The organism is Streptomyces sp. UC4497 (assembly GCF_054871485.1).
The window spans coordinates 1-15,826 of the sequence record NZ_JBTYHB010000025.1 but is presented as its reverse complement, the minus strand read 5'-3'; the positions used below and the strand labels follow the sequence as shown (position 1 = coordinate 15,826).

Sequence of the window (15,826 nt, the reverse complement as noted above, 5' to 3'; positions counted from 1 at the left end):
GCCCCATGGCAAGAAACCCATGGTTCGAAACGGTCGCCGAGGCCCAGCGGCGCGCGAAGAAGTACCTGCCGAGCAGCGTCTACGGAGCCCTGGTCGCCGGCTCGGAACGCGGCCGCACCATCAACGACAACATCGGCGCGTTCGCCGAACTCGGCTTCGCCCCAAGGGTAGTGGGCCATCACGCCGATCGGAACCTGACGACGACCGTCCTCGGCGTCGAGTCCGCGTTCCCCGTGCTGATCTCGCCGACCGGTGTGCAGGCCGTCCACCCCGACGGCGAGGTGGCCGTGGCCCGGGCCGCCGCCAACCGGGGCGTGATCATGGGTCTCAGCTCGTTCGCGAGTCGGTCCGTGGAGGAGGTCGCCGAGGCCAATCCGAACACCTTCTACCAGATGTACTGGATGGGCAGCCGCGACTCCATGACGCAGCGTATGGAGCGCGCCCGGGCGGCCGGCGCGAAGGCGCTCATCGCCACCCTGGACTGGTCGTTCTCCAACGGCCGGGACTGGGGCAGCCCGCCGATCCCGGAACGCATCGACCTGCGCACGGCCGTGAAGTTCGCCCCCGACGTGCTGCCGCACCCGCGCTGGCTCCTCGCCTTCGCCAGGTCCCGCCGGATCCCCGACCTGACCACCCCCAACCTCCAGGCTCCCGGCGGGCAGGCCCCGACCTTCTTCGGCGCCTACGGCGAGTGGATGCAGACGGCCCCGCCCACCTGGGACGACGTGGAGTGGATGCGCAAGGAGTGGGGAGGCCCGTTCCTGCTCAAGGGTGTCAGCAGGGTCGACGACGCCAAGCGGGCCGTCGACGCCGGCGTCACCGCCATCTCGGTCTCCAACCACGGCGGCAACAACCTCGACACCACGCCCGCCACCATCCGCCTCCTGCCGTCCATCGCCGAAGCGGTCGGCGCCGACATCGAGGTACTCCTCGACGGTGGTGTGCGGCGCGGCGGCGATGTCGCCAAGGCCCTCGCGCTCGGCGCCCGAGCCGTCCTCATCGGTCGCGCCTACCTGTGGGGCCTGGCGGCGAACGGGCAGGCGGGCGTGGAGAACGTCCTGGACATCCTGCGCGGCGGCCTCGACTCCGCGGTCCTCGGCCTCGGGCACGCCTCCGTCGACGAACTGGGCCCGGACGACCTGGTGATCCCGGACGGCTTCACCCGCACCATCGGGGTCCCGCGTGCCTGAACCGGTGGAGCTGGCGCGCGCGACCTGGCTCACGTTGCCGAAGGGCGCCCTGGTCCTGGTCCCCGTCGGCTCCACCGAACAGCACGGCCCGCACCTGCCGTTCCACACGGACAGCACGATCGCCGAAGCCGTGGCGCGGAGTGTGGCACACCAACTCCCGTACGAAGACGTCGTCTTGGCGCCCACCCTTGCGTACGGTGCGAGCGGTGAGCACGCCGGATTTCCCGGCACCCTCTCCATCGGTCACGAGGCGCTGCACACGGTCCTCGTCGAGACGGTACGGTCCCTGTCCCTGTGGGCGGGCCGAGTCGTCCTCGTCAACGGCCACGGCGGCAACGTCGCCGCCCTCGACGGCGCATGCACCCAACTCCGGTACGAAGGCCACGACGTCGCATGGCTCGGCTGCGTCCCACCCGGCGGCGACGCCCACGCGGGCCGCACCGAGACCTCCGTCATGCTGCACCTCGCCCCGGCCGACGTACGGCTCTCGGAGGCGACCCCCGGCGACACCCGCCCGCTGCCCGAACTCCTGCCCCACCTCATGGCCCACGGCGTACGCGGCGTCTCCCCGAACGGCGTCCTCGGCGACCCGACCGGCGCCACCGCCGAGGAAGGGCGCGCGCTGGTCGAGGCGATGGTGTCCCACGCCGTCCGCCTCGTCACCTCGGGCCGCGCCGACCCACGAGGCCGGCTCGTGACCGCCGTACCGCAAGGAGCCGCATGAGCCGCATGAGCCGCATGCCCCTCCCGCACGGCTACGTCATCGGGCTCGACCGGCACACCCGCGTCCTCGACGGCGGGCGCGCGCTGCTGGGCGGCCACCCGACACGGCTGCTGCGGCTGACACCACGCGCCCGTGAACTGCTGACCGGGCGCACCCTGCGTGTACGCGACCGGGCGGGCGCGCTCCTCGCCGACCGGCTGCTCGCCACCGGCCTCGCCCACCCGCTGGTCACCGAACTGCCACCGAACACCCCGAACGACCCGAACGGCACGGTCACGTACGTCATCCCGGTACGCGACCGCCCCGACCAGCTGGACCGCGCGCTCGCGAGCATCCGTGCCACCACGCCCGACGCCCCGGTCATCGTCGTCGACGACGCCTCCCACGAACCGGCCCCCGTCGCCGCAGCAGCCGGGCGCCACCACGCGCGCGTGCTCACACTCGCCGACAACCTCGGCCCGGCCGGCGCCCGGAACGCGGGACTGCGCGAAGTCACCACGCCCTACGTGGTCTTCATCGACTCGGACATCGTCCTCGCCACAGACACGGTGGACGTCCTGCTGCGCCACTTCGCCGACCCGGCCGTCGTACTCGCCGTGCCCCGGATCACCGCACTGCCGGGCCCCGACGCCGAACGCTGGCTGGGCCGCTACGAGAGCACCCGCTCCTCCCTCGACCTGGGCCGCCACCCGGCCGCCGTGCGCACCGGCACCCCCGTCTCCTGGGTGCCCAGCGCCTGCATGCTCGCCCGCACCGACGCGCTCACCAAGGCCGACGGCTTCGACGCCGGGATGCGCGTGGGGGAGGACGTCGACCTGTGCTGGCGGCTGACCGCGGGCGGCGGACGCATCCGCTACGAGCCCGCCGTGCAGGCCGCCCACGAGCACCGGGTGGAACTCGCCGACTGGTTCCACCGCAAGGCCGTCTACGGCACCGGCGCGCACCCTCTGGCCCGCCGCCACCCGGACAACATCGCCCCCGCGATCCTCGCGCCGTGGAGCGCCGCCCTGCTCGTCGCCCTGCTCGCGCAGCGCCGCTGGTCGCTGCCGGTGGCGGGCGGACTCGCGGCCGTCGCCACCGTCCGCAACGCCCAGAAGCTGACGGGCATCGCGCACCCGCTGCCGCACGCGGCCCGCCTCACGGCCCTCGGCTCGCTCGCGTCGCTCACCCAGGGCACGGCGCTGCTCACCCGCCACTGGTGGCCGCTGACCGCCGTGGGCTGCCTCGTCTCGCGCCGCCTACGCCGGGCGACGGCCCTCGCGGCGGTCACGGACGTCGCCCTGGAAACCCTTGGACGCGGTGGCCCGGAGCGCACCCGGCTCGACCCCGTCCGCTACACCGTGGCCCGCCGCCTCGACGATCTCGCGTACGGCTCCGGCGTATGGCTGTCGGCGCTCAAGGGCCGCTCTACGGCAGCGTTGCGCCCTCGGATCGTGCGGGCCGCCGCACGTCCCCGTTCCCCGCTTCCTCTTCCTCACGAGCGCGCATGTCCCCGTGGAGACGCGCGACCCCGTCGCACACCAGCGGCATGACCAGCGGCGGCAGCAGGAGCAGGGCCACCGCCGTGGGGAAGATGATCATCAGTACGCCGGTCATCCACACGTTGTCGTCGTTGAGCCACAGCATGCCGAGCCCGGCGTAGTGGTTCAGGGGACCGGCCGCGTACAGGACCACGACGAAGGCGAGCACGGCCGCCGCACAGCACACCAGGCCCAGGCCGAACGTGCGCCGACGGGCGCGACGGGTCAGCACCCAGGAGCGGTACACCGCCACGAACGGGTTGCGGCGCTCCAGCACCGTCTCGGCCGTGGCACCGGACAGCCGGAACCAGAGCAGCGGGCCGAGGGACCAGATCACGATCGGCAGCACCCAACCCACCAGCGAGTACTGCCAGGACGCGGTCTCACCTATGGGCGTGGGTTCGACGCCGGGCACCTCGTGCGAGTCGACCAGGATGAACAGGAACAAGCCCGCCCACACCACGACGGCCACGAAGATGCCGGTCAAGAAGTTGGTCACGACGGCGGCGAACAGGCGTGGACGGGTGCGCCGCCACAACTCGCCGACGGACAGCGGCCCGCCGTCGCGTCGGGCATGGGAACCGCCGACCGCGTACGCGCTGTGGAGCACGGAGACGACGAGCAGCGCCAGCAGGAGGAACACCGGCGCAGCCACGGCGCCGACGGCCCGCATGGGGTCCATGTTCTCGTCCGCGTACGCGTAGTAGGAGTCCTCGTTGGCTATGTTGCGGTCCGCGTACTCCCGGACGTGTTCGAAACCGTCCCAGGTCGCGGCGAAGGCGCCGGCGAGGATCGCGAACCCGAGCACGGCGGTGGCCAGCGACACCCAGAGGGTGAAGCGGTACAGCGTGCCCCGGTAGGGCCTGACGTCGTTTTCCATGGTCGGGCCCTGCCTCCGTGCGGTATCGCGGTCGCGTGCTTGTGGCGATCAAGACGTCACAGGTGACGCGTGGGGTTCCCGATGCCCGGTCATCAACCCGCGTACGTCCTCCCGAACGCCTCCAGGAACTCCAGCGTCGCCGCTGCCGACTGGTTGGGACATGAAACGGCCGTCCATGTCACCCCGGCCTTCTCCAGCGCGGCGAACGACTCCCGGTGCCGGTCCGCGTCCAGGGTTGGATCCGCGAGGGCGTCATCGCGGTACGAGTGCAGTACGTCGACGTCGTCCCCGCGCCCGGCCGCGGCCCTCGCGTCGCGCACCTCCGCTATCGCGCCCGCCAGTTCGGGCAGCGGGCCCAGCGTCGGGGTGCGGGCGGTGGTGCTCAGTTCGGCGCCGCCGGACATCGGCATCCAGCCCTGCGCCCGCTCCGCGACCCGGCGCCGGCTCAACCGTGAATTGCCGCCGATCCACAGGGGGATGGGCCGCTGCGCCGGCCGGGGCAGGGCCTGCACGTCACGGACATCGAAGTGCCGGCCCGCGTAGCTGAACGGCTCGCCGCTCCAGTGCAGCGGCAGCACGTCGAGCACCTCGTCGAACAGTGCGTTGCGCTCCTCGAAGTCGACGCCCAGAGCGTGGAACTCGCCCTTCAGGTAGCCGGCGCCGAGGCCCAGGATCAGCCGCCCGCCGGAGAGCCGGTCGAGCGTGGCCGCCTGCTTGGCCAGCAGCAGTGGATTGCGGTACGGGGCGACCGCCAGATAGGTGAGGAGGCGCAGGCGGCTGGTGACCGCTGCCGCGTGGGAGAGCGCCACAAAGGGGTCGAGCGTCTGGTGCCCGCCGTGGTTCAGCCACCGCGCCCCGGGGGCGGGGTGCTCGCTGAAGGAGAGCCCGGAGAAGCCGAACTGTTCGGCAGCGCGGGCCACTTCCGTCAGCGGACCGGCGTCCAGCATGTCGGCGTCCGGCCCGTGCGCCTCCGGGTAGTGAAACAGGAATCGCATGTCACGCATCCTCCGGTCCTGTGCGGAACTGCCGTCCGTACGAACCCCGTTGGCGGGGCCTGTGCAGGGGCGTACCGATGCGCGCCGAAGAACGCAAGAGCCACGACGACTCTCCTGCGGTGGTTCAGGAGCGCGGCCAGGGCTGACCGCTGAGCCGTTCGATGCTGGTGTTGAAGCGCTGCAGGTAGTGGGCGAAGGTCTCCACGTCGTCGGCCGACCAGTCCTCGAAGACCTTGTCCAGTTCCTGGATGTGGGTCGCGCGCTCGTGGTCGAGCCGCCGCTCGCCCTCTTCGGTGAGCCGGAACTTGCGTGCCATGCCGCCGTCGGGATCGGGGATCCGCTCCAGGAGGCCGGCCCGCATCGCGCTTGCCGTCTGCCGGTTGAGCGTGGACGCGTCGAGCAGCAGCGCCTCGCTGAGCTGCCCGATCGACATCGGGCCCTGGACCCGGATCCGGCTCAGCAGGATGTAGGCGCTGCGCTCCATGCGTTCGGCCTCGCGGCGCCGCTTCTCGCTGCCGAGCTGATGCCGGCCGAGCACCATGTGCTCGAACTCGACCAGGTGCGATGGCTTGTCCATGTACGTGCTTCCTCCCAGGTCGACCGTATCGCAGGGCGTCGTCGGCCATGCGCGCCGTCCGCAGTCCTTCCCCGCTCGTGCGCCGCGCCGTTACGTATGTGTGTCATGCATGGAGTATGTGCGATGCATATCGTGTGTACGATGCACATCGTTGCACATGCTGAAGAGTTTGAAGAGATTGAGGAGTCCTTCATGGATGCGCCCCAGTCGAGCAGCCGGGCGGGCGCCGTCGTCGCCACCCTCGCGCTCGCCGGAACCGTCGCCGCGATCATGCAGACGTTGGTGACCCCGCTCATCGCCGAACTGCCCCGGATCCTGGACACGTCCGCCTCGAACGCGGCCTGGGTGATCACGGTCACCCTGCTCGTCTCGGGCGTGTGCGTGCCCGTCTCCGGCCGCCTCGGTGACCTGATCGGCAAGCGCCGCATGATGCTCGTCTGCGCCGTGCCGCTGGTCATCGGCTCGGTGGTGTGCGCCCTCTCGTCGTCCGTCGTGCCGATGATCGTCGGGCGCGGGCTGCAGGGGATGGGGATGGGCATGGTGCCGCTCGGCATCGCCCTGCTGCGGGATGTCGTGCCCACCGAGAAGCTCAGCGGTTCCATCGCCCTGGTCAGCGCCTCGATGGGGATCGGCGGCGCGATAGGACTGCCGATCGCCGCCGCGGTCGCGCAGTACGCGAACTGGCGCGTGCTGTTCTGGGGCGCCGCCGTGCTCGCCGCGATCATCGGCGCCATGATCTTTCTGATCGTGCCGGACGTCCCGGCGGCCGCCAAGGGGCAGCGCTTCGACGCTCCTGGGGCGATCGGCCTGGCCATCGGTCTTGTCTCGCTGCTGCTCGCGATTTCCAAGGGCGCCGACTGGGGCTGGTCCTCGGGCACCACGTTGGGGCTCTTCGGTGTCGCCGCCGTGGCACTTCTCGTATGGGGCTTCTACGAGTTGCGTACGCGTGACCCGCTGGTCGACCTGCGGACCACCGCCCGCCCGCGCGTGCTGTTCACCAACGCCGCCTCGATCCTCATCGGTGTCGGCATGTACTCGTTCATGCTGATCGCGCCGCAGGTCCTGCAGTTCCCCGAGGCCACCGGGTTCGGCCTGGGCCAGTCGATGCTGGCGGCCGGTCTGTGGATGGCGCCCGGCGGCGTCATGATGATGCTCATCTCGCCGCTCGGCGGAAAGCTGATCAACGCGCGCGGCCCGAAGTCCGCGCTCATCAGCGGCGCGCTCGTGATCGCCGTCGGGTACGGGGTCGCACTGCCGCTCATGGGGACGGCCTGGGGCATCATGATCGCCGGCGTCGTGATCAACAGTGGTGTCGCCCTCGCCTACGGCGCGATGCCCGCGCTCATCATGGGCTCGGTGCCGCTCTCCGAGACGGCCGCGGCCAACGGCTTCAACACCCTGATGCGCTCGCTCGGTACGACCATCGGCTCGGCCGTGATCGGTGTGGTCCTCGCGCAGATGACCATCTCCATGGGTGGCTACACGTTCGCCTCCGAGGACGGATTCCGCACCGGACTGATGATCGGCTGTGGGGTCGCCCTGGTCTCCGCCGCCGTCGCGACGCTCATCCCGGCGCTGCGCAAGGCAGGTGCGGACGAGTCCGCCGAAGCGCAGCCGACCGAGGGGGACCAGGCCCCGGCACGCACCTGAGGCAGTCCGTGAGTCAGGGGGGGCGGCCCGTACAGAGGCCCGTCCCGGGCATCTGCCCCACGCATACGCGACGGGACGGTTGCGGTGCGAGGGGCCGGGCAGGAGTGGTACAACGACACTCGGATTCCCTTGCCAGGCAAGGCACTTGGAGGTGCACCGTGATGCTCCCGGCTCGCCGACGCGCAGCGAACGCTGCCAGCGAGAGGGCAGAGCGGTCCGCGTCCGCCGAACTCGAGGAGCAGGTCGAGCAGTTGAAGGAGGCCGTGACCTCGCACGCCGAGGTCGACCAGGCCATCGGGGTGGTGATCGCGGTGGGCGGGATCGGGCCCGCGGAGGCGTGGGACGTGCTGCGCGAGATCTCCATGCGCACCAACACCGGGCTCCGGCTGGTCGCCCGCCGGCTGATCGCCTGGCCGCGCACCCAAGAACTCGACCCGGTCACCCGCGCCGAGCTGGAGCGGCAGCTCGCCGGGCGCCGGGAGACGGCGGATCCGGTGGCGACGGAACCGGGCTGAAAGCCCCACTCCCCGGCCCGCGCCGGAAGGCTCCGGCCGAGAAGCGGGTGCGGGCTCACTGCCGAACCCGCCACGGCCACGAATGACCGCTCTGCCCCTCGGAGTAACACGCAGACCCGCTCACTAACGCAAATGTGCCCGGAATCTTCACGCGGGACGGACCGGTCGGTCACCGGATTCCGTCACGCGGGTGACAGCGCCGCCTCGATGAGGCGTCGGGCCGCCGCGTCCGTACGGGCCGCATCGCCCGTCACCAGCCGGTCCTGGCACAGTCCGCGCAGCCCGGACACGAGCAGCGTCGCGCGCTCGCGCGCCGCCGGCTCCGGGTGGCCGAGGCGGGCGTACGCGTCCGCGATCGGGTCGACCATGAACGCCACGGTCTCGCGGGCGAGCTCGTTGTACTGCTCGGGATCGGTCGCCGCCAGGCTCAGCAGCTGGAGCAGCATCCGGATCGGCCCGGCCTGCTCGCCCACCGTGATCGCCTGCCACAGGGCGCGGGCCGAGCCGCGCAGCGCCTCGACGTCCTCGACCGGGTCGAACAGCGCGTGGGCGTCGGGCCGGCTCGCGGCGAGGGTGCGCGCGATGAGCTGCTCACGGCTGCCGAAGTAGTAGAGCAGCATCCGCTTCGTGGTGCCGATCTCCACGGCGAGCGGGGCGAGCGACAGGTGCGCGAGGCCGTGCCGCTGCACGTACTCCACCACCTGGCCGAGCAGCTCGGCTCGTTTCTCGGTGTTCACGGTTCGGGCCACCCTTTGAACGTACCGGAAGGTACATGTATCGTCCATCCATCATGGATTCCTGTTCCGATCGGTACAAGTACGAGCGACCGCGGGCCGTCGCGCTCAAGGCCTTCGCCGAGGCGGCCTGGTTCCCCGCCGTCCTCTTCCTCGGCATCCTCTGCTTCTTCGCCCCGGCCCTGCACGCGCCGAAGCCGCACCACGTCGAGGTGGTGGTGGCGGGCTCGGCGGACCGGGTCGAGGGCGAGCTGCGCGCGCGGTACCCCGACGGCTTCGACGTGACCCCCGTCGACACCGCACGCGAGGCACGCCAGGCGGTCCTCGACCGCGACGCCTACGCCGGATACGTCACCGGGGACCGTCCCGTCCTCTACGTCGCCAAGGGCAACGGCGCCTCCCTGGAACAGACGCTCACCGGCGCGTTCAGCGGACTCACGGGCGGCGCCCCGACGGTCCGCGACGTCGCGCCCACCGCGCAGAAGGACCTGCTCGGCTCGACGGTGCTGTACTTCGCCATCGCCTGGAACATCCCCGCGTACATCCTCGCCACGACCCTGCTGCGCGCCGTCGCCCTCGACCGGCGCCGCAAGCTCCTGGCCATCGCCGCCGTCGCCGCCGTGTTCAGCCTCGTCGGATACGGGGCGGGCGTCGGGCTCGGCTACTTCGACGCCCACCCGGCCGTCCTCGGCGTCGCCTTCCTCCTCAGTACGGCGGTCGCCACGGTCGCCTCCGGGCTCGCGCCGTTCACCCGGCAGTTCCTGCCCGCGGTCGGCATGACGCTGTTCATCGTGATGTCGATCCCGACCAGCGGGGGAGCGGTGCCCGCCCCGCTGCTGCCGGGGTTCTTCCAGGGCGTGCACGCCGTGATGCCGCTCGCCAACGCCGTCGACGCGCTGCGCGGAGTGCTCTACTTCGACGGGGCCGGGGTCCTCAAACCGCTGCTCGTCCTGTGCGGCTGGATCGTGGCGGGCCTGGCCCTGCTCGCCCTCGACCACGCGCGACACCGACGCGCGGCAGGGGACGAGGCCGCCCCGGTCGACGATCCCGCCGCCGAAACCCCCGTGCCCACCGCACTCCCCGCCCAGCGCCACCACTTCGGCGAACCGGTCCCCACGCTGACCGGCGTGGTCGGCGACGCCGCTCACGAGCCGCTGCGGGGCGCCGCCGTCGTCGTACTCGACGGCCGCGGACGCCAGTTGGTCTCCACGTTCACCGACGACCGGGGCCGCTACGCGGTGGCGGGCCTGCCCGAGGACCACCTCAGCCTGGTGGCGTCGGCCCCCGGCAGACACCCCGAGGCGCAGCGCATCCTCGTACGCCAAGGGGCCCCGGCCACGGCGGACTTCACGCTGCGGGCACGGGAGGGTGCACTGGTCAGTCGGTGAGGCCGGCCGCTCCGGCTCCTCCCGCTTCTCCGGTCTCTCCGGTTCCTCCGGCAACGATCTCGGTGAGAGTGCTCAGCACCACGTCGACCTCCTCGTCCGACAGCGGTACGAGTTCCAGGGTCAGCTCGCCCTCGTCCTGGCGGTCCGTGTAGAGCCAGATCTGCGGGTCCCCGGCCTTGAGCGCGTCCGCGAGGGCCGGCGCGTCGAGCCCGGCCGTGTCGCGTCGACCCGCAGCGCCGCGCGCGGGAACGGCAGGCCGGTCGGGTCGGGGACGGGGTGGGCGGTGAGGCCCGGCAGCGTGCCCGCGCGGGCGGCGAAGCGTGCGACCTTGTCCTCCTGGCGCCGCTCCCACGCGGACACGTCCAGCTCCTGCCGTGCCTCCAGCGCGGCGAGCGTGCCCACGATCGACTCCTTGCTCGCCTTCATCGCCCGGCCGATTCCCCTGCCCTGCGCCCGCACCGCCCGGACGGCCCCGGCGCGGCCGAGCACCAGACCGGCGGTCGGGCCGCCCAGGTACTTCTGACCGCTGACGAGGACGAGATCGGCCCCGGTGCCCAGGAGTTCACCGATCCGGAAGTCCTGCGCGGCCCCGTCGATGATCGCGGGGACCCCGCGCCGGTGCGCCGCCGCGACGGCGTCGGCGAGAGGAATGCGCGCCCCGCGCGTGAGCCGCGACGACACCAGTACGAGACATGCCGTGCCGGGATGGGCGAGGTCCTTCTCCAACTCCTCCGGCGTGCACGCGGAATCGGATCCCGACAGGACGGGTGTCCCGCCCGCGAGACGGATGTCCTGAACCAGCGGGTGCCCGTAGTCGACCGCGTGCCCCGCGGGCAGCACCACGCGCGCGGGCAGCCCGCCGGTGTCCGGCAGCGCGGCGATCCGGTCCGCCGATTCACCCGTCATCGCGGCCGCGACCGACAGCGTGATCGCCGACGACGTGCAGTGCACGACCGTTCCGGCCTCCGCGCCCGTGGCGCGCGCGAGGGTGCGGTCGGCGAGTTCGTGCAGCTCCTCCATGACGAAGAAGCCGGACAGCGCGTCCGCGACCGCGCGCCCGACCCGTTCGTCACTGCGCGAGACACCGGCCGGCGTGAACGGCCCCCGGGCGTTGATCAACCGCGTCAGCCCGTAACGCTCGTGAATCCCTTGCTGCTCATGAAGCTCCCGCTGTTCGTGAATCCCCGGCTGCTCGTGAAGTCCCATGAGCAGCATGGTGCCTGGTCCGTGTCGCGCGCCCGGCGACCGGCTCGGCGCCGTACTGCTGCCGCCTCGCCGACGGGCACCTGCGGCGCCTGGTGGCGGAGGTGCTCAGCCACGCGGACCACCGGGTGACCGGAGAGGCGCCGCACGACCAGCGGGCGCTACTGCGTGAGCAGGTCACTGCGTCACGTACGGTCGCGGACCGAGGTGAGCAGGCCGTAGAGGACGACGTTCCCCGCGTACCCGGTGCTCTTGCTGTACGTGCCGCCGCAGGTGATGACGCGGAGTTCGGGCAGGCCCGTCCCGCCGTAGACCCGGCGGGACGGGAAGTGCTTCTTGTCGACGACGTCGATGCCGTGGATCTCGAAGACAGCCGTCTTCCCGTCGGCGCGGTCGATCTCGATGTGCTCGCCCTTCTTGAGCGCGCCGAGCCCGTAGAAGACGGCGCGGCCCTCGGCGTTGTCGACGTGCCCGTCGATCACCGCCGTGCCACGCTCGCCGGGCGTGACCGCCCCCGGGAACCAGCCCGCCAGATTCGCCTTGTCCGGCGGCGGCGCGTCCAGCCAGCCCTCCGCGTCCCGGCCGACGCGCGTCAGCGGCGCGTTCACACCGATCTCGGGGATGCGGATGCGCTGCGGAGCGGCGGCGGGCAGCGGGTCGGCGGGCGGCGTGTGGGTGCCGAGCTTCGCGGCGCCCGGTTCGGGCTGCGGCGGCCCGTCACCGGAGATCCCGTGGTGCACGAGCAGGACTCCGGCAAGCAGCGTGGCCGCGAGGAAGGACCACGTGGGGCGGCGACGCCGCCCCACGGGCGGGGCCTCGGCTATCGCCGGCATCAGCGGCTCCCGACCGCGTGCCGTCGACGGCGCAGCCGCCTGCCGATGAGCACGGGCACGAACGCCAGGGCGAGCAACCCGGCCGCCGTGCCGAGGTGCCGGCCGAGCCCGCCCGAGGTGTCGTCGGGCTGCTCGGCCCCCGTGGCGGGCGCGGGCGCCGGGGCGGCCACGGCCAACTGCCGCGGAGCCGAGAGGGGCCGGGAAGCCGCCGCTTGCCGTGCGTGCAGGGGCGCCGCCTGCGCGCCCCAGTCGAGCAGCGCGCGGCTCTCCTCGTAGACCGCGTTGAAGTCCCCGTCCTGCGGGTTCATGACGGTCACCAGGACCGTGCGCCCGTTGTGGGTCGCGGCGGTGACCAGGGTGCAGCCGGCCTTGGACGTGTAGCCGTTCTTGACGCCGATCAGGCCCGGATACGGCGCCACTCCGTGCGAGCCCACGAGGAGCCGGTTGGTGTTCTCGATGCCGAACGCCTTCGGGCCGCCGGCCGCAGGGAAGCGTGCCCACTTCGTGGCCATGTAGCGCCGGAAGTCATGGTTCTTGAGGCCCTCCCTGGCGATCAGCGCGAGATCGTGCGCCGAGGAGAACTGGCCGCGGGTGTCGTAGCCGTCGGGGGAGCGGACCTGGGTGTCGCGGGCGCCGATCCGGCGGGCGGTCGCCTGCATCTGCGCGACGGTGCGGGAGACGCCGCCGTTCATGTGGGCGAGCGTGTGCACGGCGTCGTTGCCGGAGCTGAGGAACACGCCGCGCCACAGGTCGGCGACCGTGTACCGGTGGCCTTCGTCGACCCCGACGAGGCTGCTGCCCTCGGACACGTCGGACAGATCCCCGTACGTGGCCCGGTGCACCTCGTCCTGGCGCAGCTTCGGCAGCACGGTCAGGGCGAAGAGGGTCTTGAGCGTGCTCGCGGGCGGCAGCCTGCGGTGCGGCGCCTTCGAGGCGAGAACATCCCCGGTGCGGGCGTCCATGACCTCCCACGACAGCGCGGAGACGGACGGCGGCGCGGGCGGGTCCGGCACCAGCGGATCGGCACCGGCGGGGCCGGCCGTGCCCGCGGACACCGCCGCGCACACGCCACACGAAACAACGGCCCTGCCGAAGGCAGGGCGAAAGCGGAGGAAGGACGCCATGCCGGAAACGTAGAACCGGCGTCCCGCGCCCGCGCTCCACGTACGCCATACGGCCTCCGCACAAGGGGGACGCCCGCTCGAGGTGCGCTCGATATCACCCGGAAATAGGCTGTTCGAGTGACGGCCGCTCCGCTCGGGGCGGCCGTGATCCTCCCCGCCGAGCCGGGCGGGCCACGAACGTGACGTACGTACGCTGGAATGACACGACGGTGGAGGTGGCCGCCATGACGGCCCAGACACGACTCCTGAACCGGCTCTCGCACGCGGACCGGGACCGGTTGATGCCCCTGGCCAAAGAGGTCTCGTTCGCCCAGGACACGCGGATCTTCGAAGAGGGGGACCGGGCGGACCGGTTCTGGATCATCCGGACCGGGATGGTCACCCTCGACGTCCGCGTCTCCGACCGCGCCCTGCTGCCCATCGACCCGCTCGGCCCCGGTGACCTGCTGGGCTGGTCCTGGCTCTTCGAGCCCTACGAGTGGGACTTCGGCGCGGAGGCGTTCAGTCCGGTGCGGGCCTACGAGTTCGACGGCGCGTCCGTACGCACGCTGTGCGAGCAGGAACCGAGGCTCGGCGTGGCGGTGCTCCATGGGGTGGCCGAGGTGATGGCGCACCGGCTGGAGTCGGCGCGGGTCAAGCTGGTCGAGGCGCATCGGATACACGGGCACATCTAGGGCCTGTCGTTTGGATCAGGCCGGGCTCGCGGGGCCCGGCCCGCACGCTCGCGGCGTTGTCGTCGGTCGACGACGCTCCGCGTCGACTCCCGCTCCGCCTTGCGATCGCACGCACCAGACCCCGCTCCCTGATCCGGCCTGATCCAAACGACAGGCCCTAGGCGTATCGAGGTGCGTCCAGGTGCGTCCCGTGGGTTCGAAAGAGGCGTCCGCGTCACCCGACTCGACGTCTCGACAGGCGGTGGGCGCGTCCACGCGGTGGGATCGGGTGCGGAGTACCCGCACATCCGTGGTCCGGCCGCCGGGCCCGCCGAGAGGATCCGCATGGGCCGCACCGCGTCCTGGCCGACCGCCGCCGTCGCCGCGGCCACACTCTCCTTCGGGGCCCTGATGTGCCCCGCGGCCTGGGCCGATGACAGCGATCCGGCGTGGGACACCGACACGTCATGGACCGAGAGCCCACCGGTGGCCGACACGGCGGGCACGCTGGAGCTCGTGCCCGCCGACCCGGGGCCGGGAGCGAGCGTCACGGCGAGCACGAGCGCTTGCGGCGAGGACCTGACCGCGACGGGGGACGCCGACAGTCTCGGGGCGGGTGAGTTCCCCTTGCAGACGGCGACCCAGGAGGGCTCGGTCACGGGCCAGTTCAAGGTGCCGACGGGCGCCAGGTCCGGCACCTTCCCCATCACCGTGATCTGTGAGAGCGGCACCGAGGTGCGGCAGACGCTCACCGTGTCGGGGCGGGGCGGCACCGAACTGGGCGGGGTCAATGCCGGGGACGGCGGCTCGCTGGGCACGCTGAGCGTCGCGCAACTCGCCCTGGGCGGGGTCCTCATCACCGGCGCGCTGGTCGCGGCCGGGCACTACGCACGCCGCCGCGCCCAGGAGGCCTGAAGCTCCCGGGCGCGGCGGCGGTCTCGAACTCCCTTAACCCTTGCGGGTCTTGACCTCTTCGGTCAGGGCCGGGACGACGTCGAAGAGATCGCCGACGACGCCGTAGTCGACGAGGTCGAAGATCGGCGCCTCGGCGTCCTTGTTGATCGCGACGATCGTCTTCGAGGTCTGCATGCCCGCGCGGTGCTGGATCGCACCGGAGATGCCGGAGGCGATGTACAGCTGCGGGGAGACACTCTTGCCGGTCTGGCCGACCTGGTTGGAGTGCGGGTACCAGCCCGCGTCCACCGCGGCGCGGGAGGCGCCGACGGCCGCGCCGAGGGAGTCGGCGAGCGCCTCGATGACCGAGAAGTTCTCGGCACCGTTGACACCACGGCCACCGGAGACCACGATCGCGGCCTCCGTCAGGTCCGGACGCCCGGTCGACTCACGCGGGGTGCGCGAGGTCACCTTCGTGCCGGTCGCGGCGTCGGAGAACGACACCGTCAGGGCCTCGACGGCGCCGGCGGCCGGGGCCGCCTCCACGGCGGCCGAGTTGGGCTTGACGGTGATGACCGGCGTGCCCTTCGAGACCGTGGACTTGGTGGTGTAGGAGGCGGCGAACACCGACTGGGTGGCGATGGGGGCGCCGTCGCCGGCCTCCAGGTCGACGGCGTCGGTGATGATGCCGGACCCGATCCGCAGCGCGAGACGGGCGGCGATCTCCTTGCCCTCCGCGGAGGACGGCACCAGCACCGCGGCCGGGGACACCTGCTCGTAGGCGGCCTGCAGCGCGTCCACCTTCGGCACCACCAGGTAGTCGGCGTACTCGGCGGCCTCGTGGGTGAGGACCTTGACGGCGCCGTGCTCGGCGAGCGCGGCCTGCGTGTCGGCAGCGCCGTTGCCGAGGGCGACGGCGACCGGGTCGCCGATGCGGCGGGCCAGG

Annotated in this window: 15 protein-coding genes and 1 pseudogene; 9 read left to right on the top strand and 7 right to left on the bottom strand. The window is 72.2% G+C overall.

Annotated features, from left to right (window positions below; genetic code table 11):
- Nucleotides 1-5 precede the first annotated feature (5 nt).
- From mftD to mftF, 3 genes are read left to right on the top strand one after another with little or no spacing between them, the layout of a single operon-like run.
- Nucleotides 6-1,190: a pre-mycofactocin synthase MftD gene (gene mftD / locus ACYSUO_RS28625; RefSeq protein WP_461779124.1), complete on the top strand. Its 1,185-nt coding sequence runs from the start codon at nucleotides 6-8 to the stop codon at nucleotides 1,188-1,190.
- Nucleotides 1,183-1,914: a mycofactocin biosynthesis peptidyl-dipeptidase MftE gene (mftE, locus tag ACYSUO_RS28620; RefSeq protein WP_461779123.1), complete on the top strand. Its 732-nt coding sequence runs from the start codon at nucleotides 1,183-1,185 to the stop codon at nucleotides 1,912-1,914. Before mftD ends, mftE begins: the two co-directional genes overlap by 8 nt.
- A 5-nt stretch (nucleotides 1,915-1,919) precedes the next feature.
- Nucleotides 1,920-3,446: a mycofactocin biosynthesis glycosyltransferase MftF gene (mftF, locus tag ACYSUO_RS28615; protein ID WP_461779122.1), complete on the top strand. Its 1,527-nt coding sequence runs from the start codon at nucleotides 1,920-1,922 to the stop codon at nucleotides 3,444-3,446.
- A gap of 960 nt (nucleotides 3,447-4,406) precedes the next feature.
- On the opposite strand, the gene ACYSUO_RS28610 is transcribed toward mftF, so the two are convergent.
- On the bottom strand, nucleotides 4,407-5,309 hold the full coding sequence (locus ACYSUO_RS28610) for an LLM class F420-dependent oxidoreductase (protein ID WP_461779121.1): 903 nt from the start codon (nucleotides 5,307-5,309) through the stop codon (nucleotides 4,407-4,409).
- Between the two features lie 124 nt (nucleotides 5,310-5,433).
- Entirely contained in the window at nucleotides 5,434-5,886 is a 453-nt protein-coding gene (locus ACYSUO_RS28605; protein ID WP_461779120.1) for a MarR family winged helix-turn-helix transcriptional regulator, read from the bottom strand.
- Nucleotides 5,887-6,078: 192 nt separating this feature from the next.
- Between ACYSUO_RS28605 and ACYSUO_RS28600 the strand changes: the two genes are divergently transcribed.
- On the top strand, nucleotides 6,079-7,536 hold the full coding sequence (locus tag ACYSUO_RS28600) for an MFS transporter (RefSeq protein ID WP_461779119.1): 1,458 nt from the start codon (nucleotides 6,079-6,081) through the stop codon (nucleotides 7,534-7,536).
- A 161-nt stretch (nucleotides 7,537-7,697) separates the two neighbouring features.
- Entirely contained in the window at nucleotides 7,698-8,051 is a 354-nt protein-coding gene (locus ACYSUO_RS28595) for an ANTAR domain-containing protein (RefSeq protein ID WP_461779118.1), read from the top strand.
- Between the two features lie 182 nt (nucleotides 8,052-8,233).
- Here ACYSUO_RS28595 and ACYSUO_RS28590 read toward each other — a convergent pair whose 3' ends face one another.
- A complete protein-coding gene (locus tag ACYSUO_RS28590; RefSeq protein ID WP_461779117.1) occupies nucleotides 8,234-8,788 on the bottom strand; it encodes a TetR/AcrR family transcriptional regulator in 555 nt (184 codons plus the stop codon).
- Nucleotides 8,789-8,841: 53 nt separating this feature from the next.
- Here ACYSUO_RS28590 and ACYSUO_RS28585 point away from each other — a divergent pair, with 53 nt between their 5' ends.
- Nucleotides 8,842-10,173, top strand: a complete 1,332-nt coding sequence (locus tag ACYSUO_RS28585; protein ID WP_461779116.1) for a carboxypeptidase regulatory-like domain-containing protein — start codon at nucleotides 8,842-8,844, stop codon at nucleotides 10,171-10,173.
- Nucleotides 10,174-10,293: 120 nt separating this feature from the next.
- Here ACYSUO_RS28585 and ACYSUO_RS28580 read toward each other — a convergent pair whose 3' ends face one another.
- Complete coding sequence (locus tag ACYSUO_RS28580; protein ID WP_461779115.1) at nucleotides 10,294-11,379, bottom strand: PLP-dependent aminotransferase family protein; 1,086 nt, start codon at nucleotides 11,377-11,379, stop codon at nucleotides 10,294-10,296.
- Between the two features lie 65 nt (nucleotides 11,380-11,444).
- Between ACYSUO_RS28580 and ACYSUO_RS28575 the strand changes: the two are divergent.
- Nucleotides 11,445-11,528: pseudogene (locus tag ACYSUO_RS28575) on the top strand (transcriptional regulator); the annotation flags it as partial.
- A gap of 33 nt (nucleotides 11,529-11,561) precedes the next feature.
- Here the strand turns inward: ACYSUO_RS28575 and ACYSUO_RS28570 are convergent.
- Both ACYSUO_RS28570 and ACYSUO_RS28565 read right to left on the bottom strand, forming a co-directional pair.
- A complete protein-coding gene (locus ACYSUO_RS28570; RefSeq protein ID WP_461779114.1) occupies nucleotides 11,562-12,209 on the bottom strand; it encodes a class F sortase in 648 nt (215 codons plus the stop codon).
- On the bottom strand, nucleotides 12,209-13,333 hold the full coding sequence (locus ACYSUO_RS28565) for a D-alanyl-D-alanine carboxypeptidase family protein (protein WP_461779113.1): 1,125 nt from the start codon (nucleotides 13,331-13,333) through the stop codon (nucleotides 12,209-12,211). The genes ACYSUO_RS28570 and ACYSUO_RS28565 overlap by 1 nt, the downstream gene beginning before the upstream one ends.
- Before the next feature lie 224 nt (nucleotides 13,334-13,557).
- On the opposite strand from ACYSUO_RS28565, the gene ACYSUO_RS28560 reads away from it, so the two are divergent.
- Entirely contained in the window at nucleotides 13,558-14,007 is a 450-nt protein-coding gene (locus ACYSUO_RS28560) for a cyclic nucleotide-binding domain-containing protein (RefSeq protein WP_461779112.1), read from the top strand.
- Between the two features lie 324 nt (nucleotides 14,008-14,331).
- Complete coding sequence (locus tag ACYSUO_RS28555; RefSeq protein ID WP_461779111.1) at nucleotides 14,332-14,901, top strand: hypothetical protein; 570 nt, start codon at nucleotides 14,332-14,334, stop codon at nucleotides 14,899-14,901.
- 33 nt (nucleotides 14,902-14,934) lie between these two features.
- On the opposite strand, the gene ACYSUO_RS28550 is transcribed toward ACYSUO_RS28555, so the two are convergent.
- Nucleotides 14,935-15,825 carry an electron transfer flavoprotein subunit alpha/FixB family protein gene (locus ACYSUO_RS28550; RefSeq protein ID WP_461779110.1) on the bottom strand — a complete coding sequence of 297 codons (891 nt, stop codon included), beginning with the start codon at nucleotides 15,823-15,825 and terminating at the stop codon, nucleotides 14,935-14,937.
- Nucleotide 15,826: the final 1 nt, after the last annotated feature.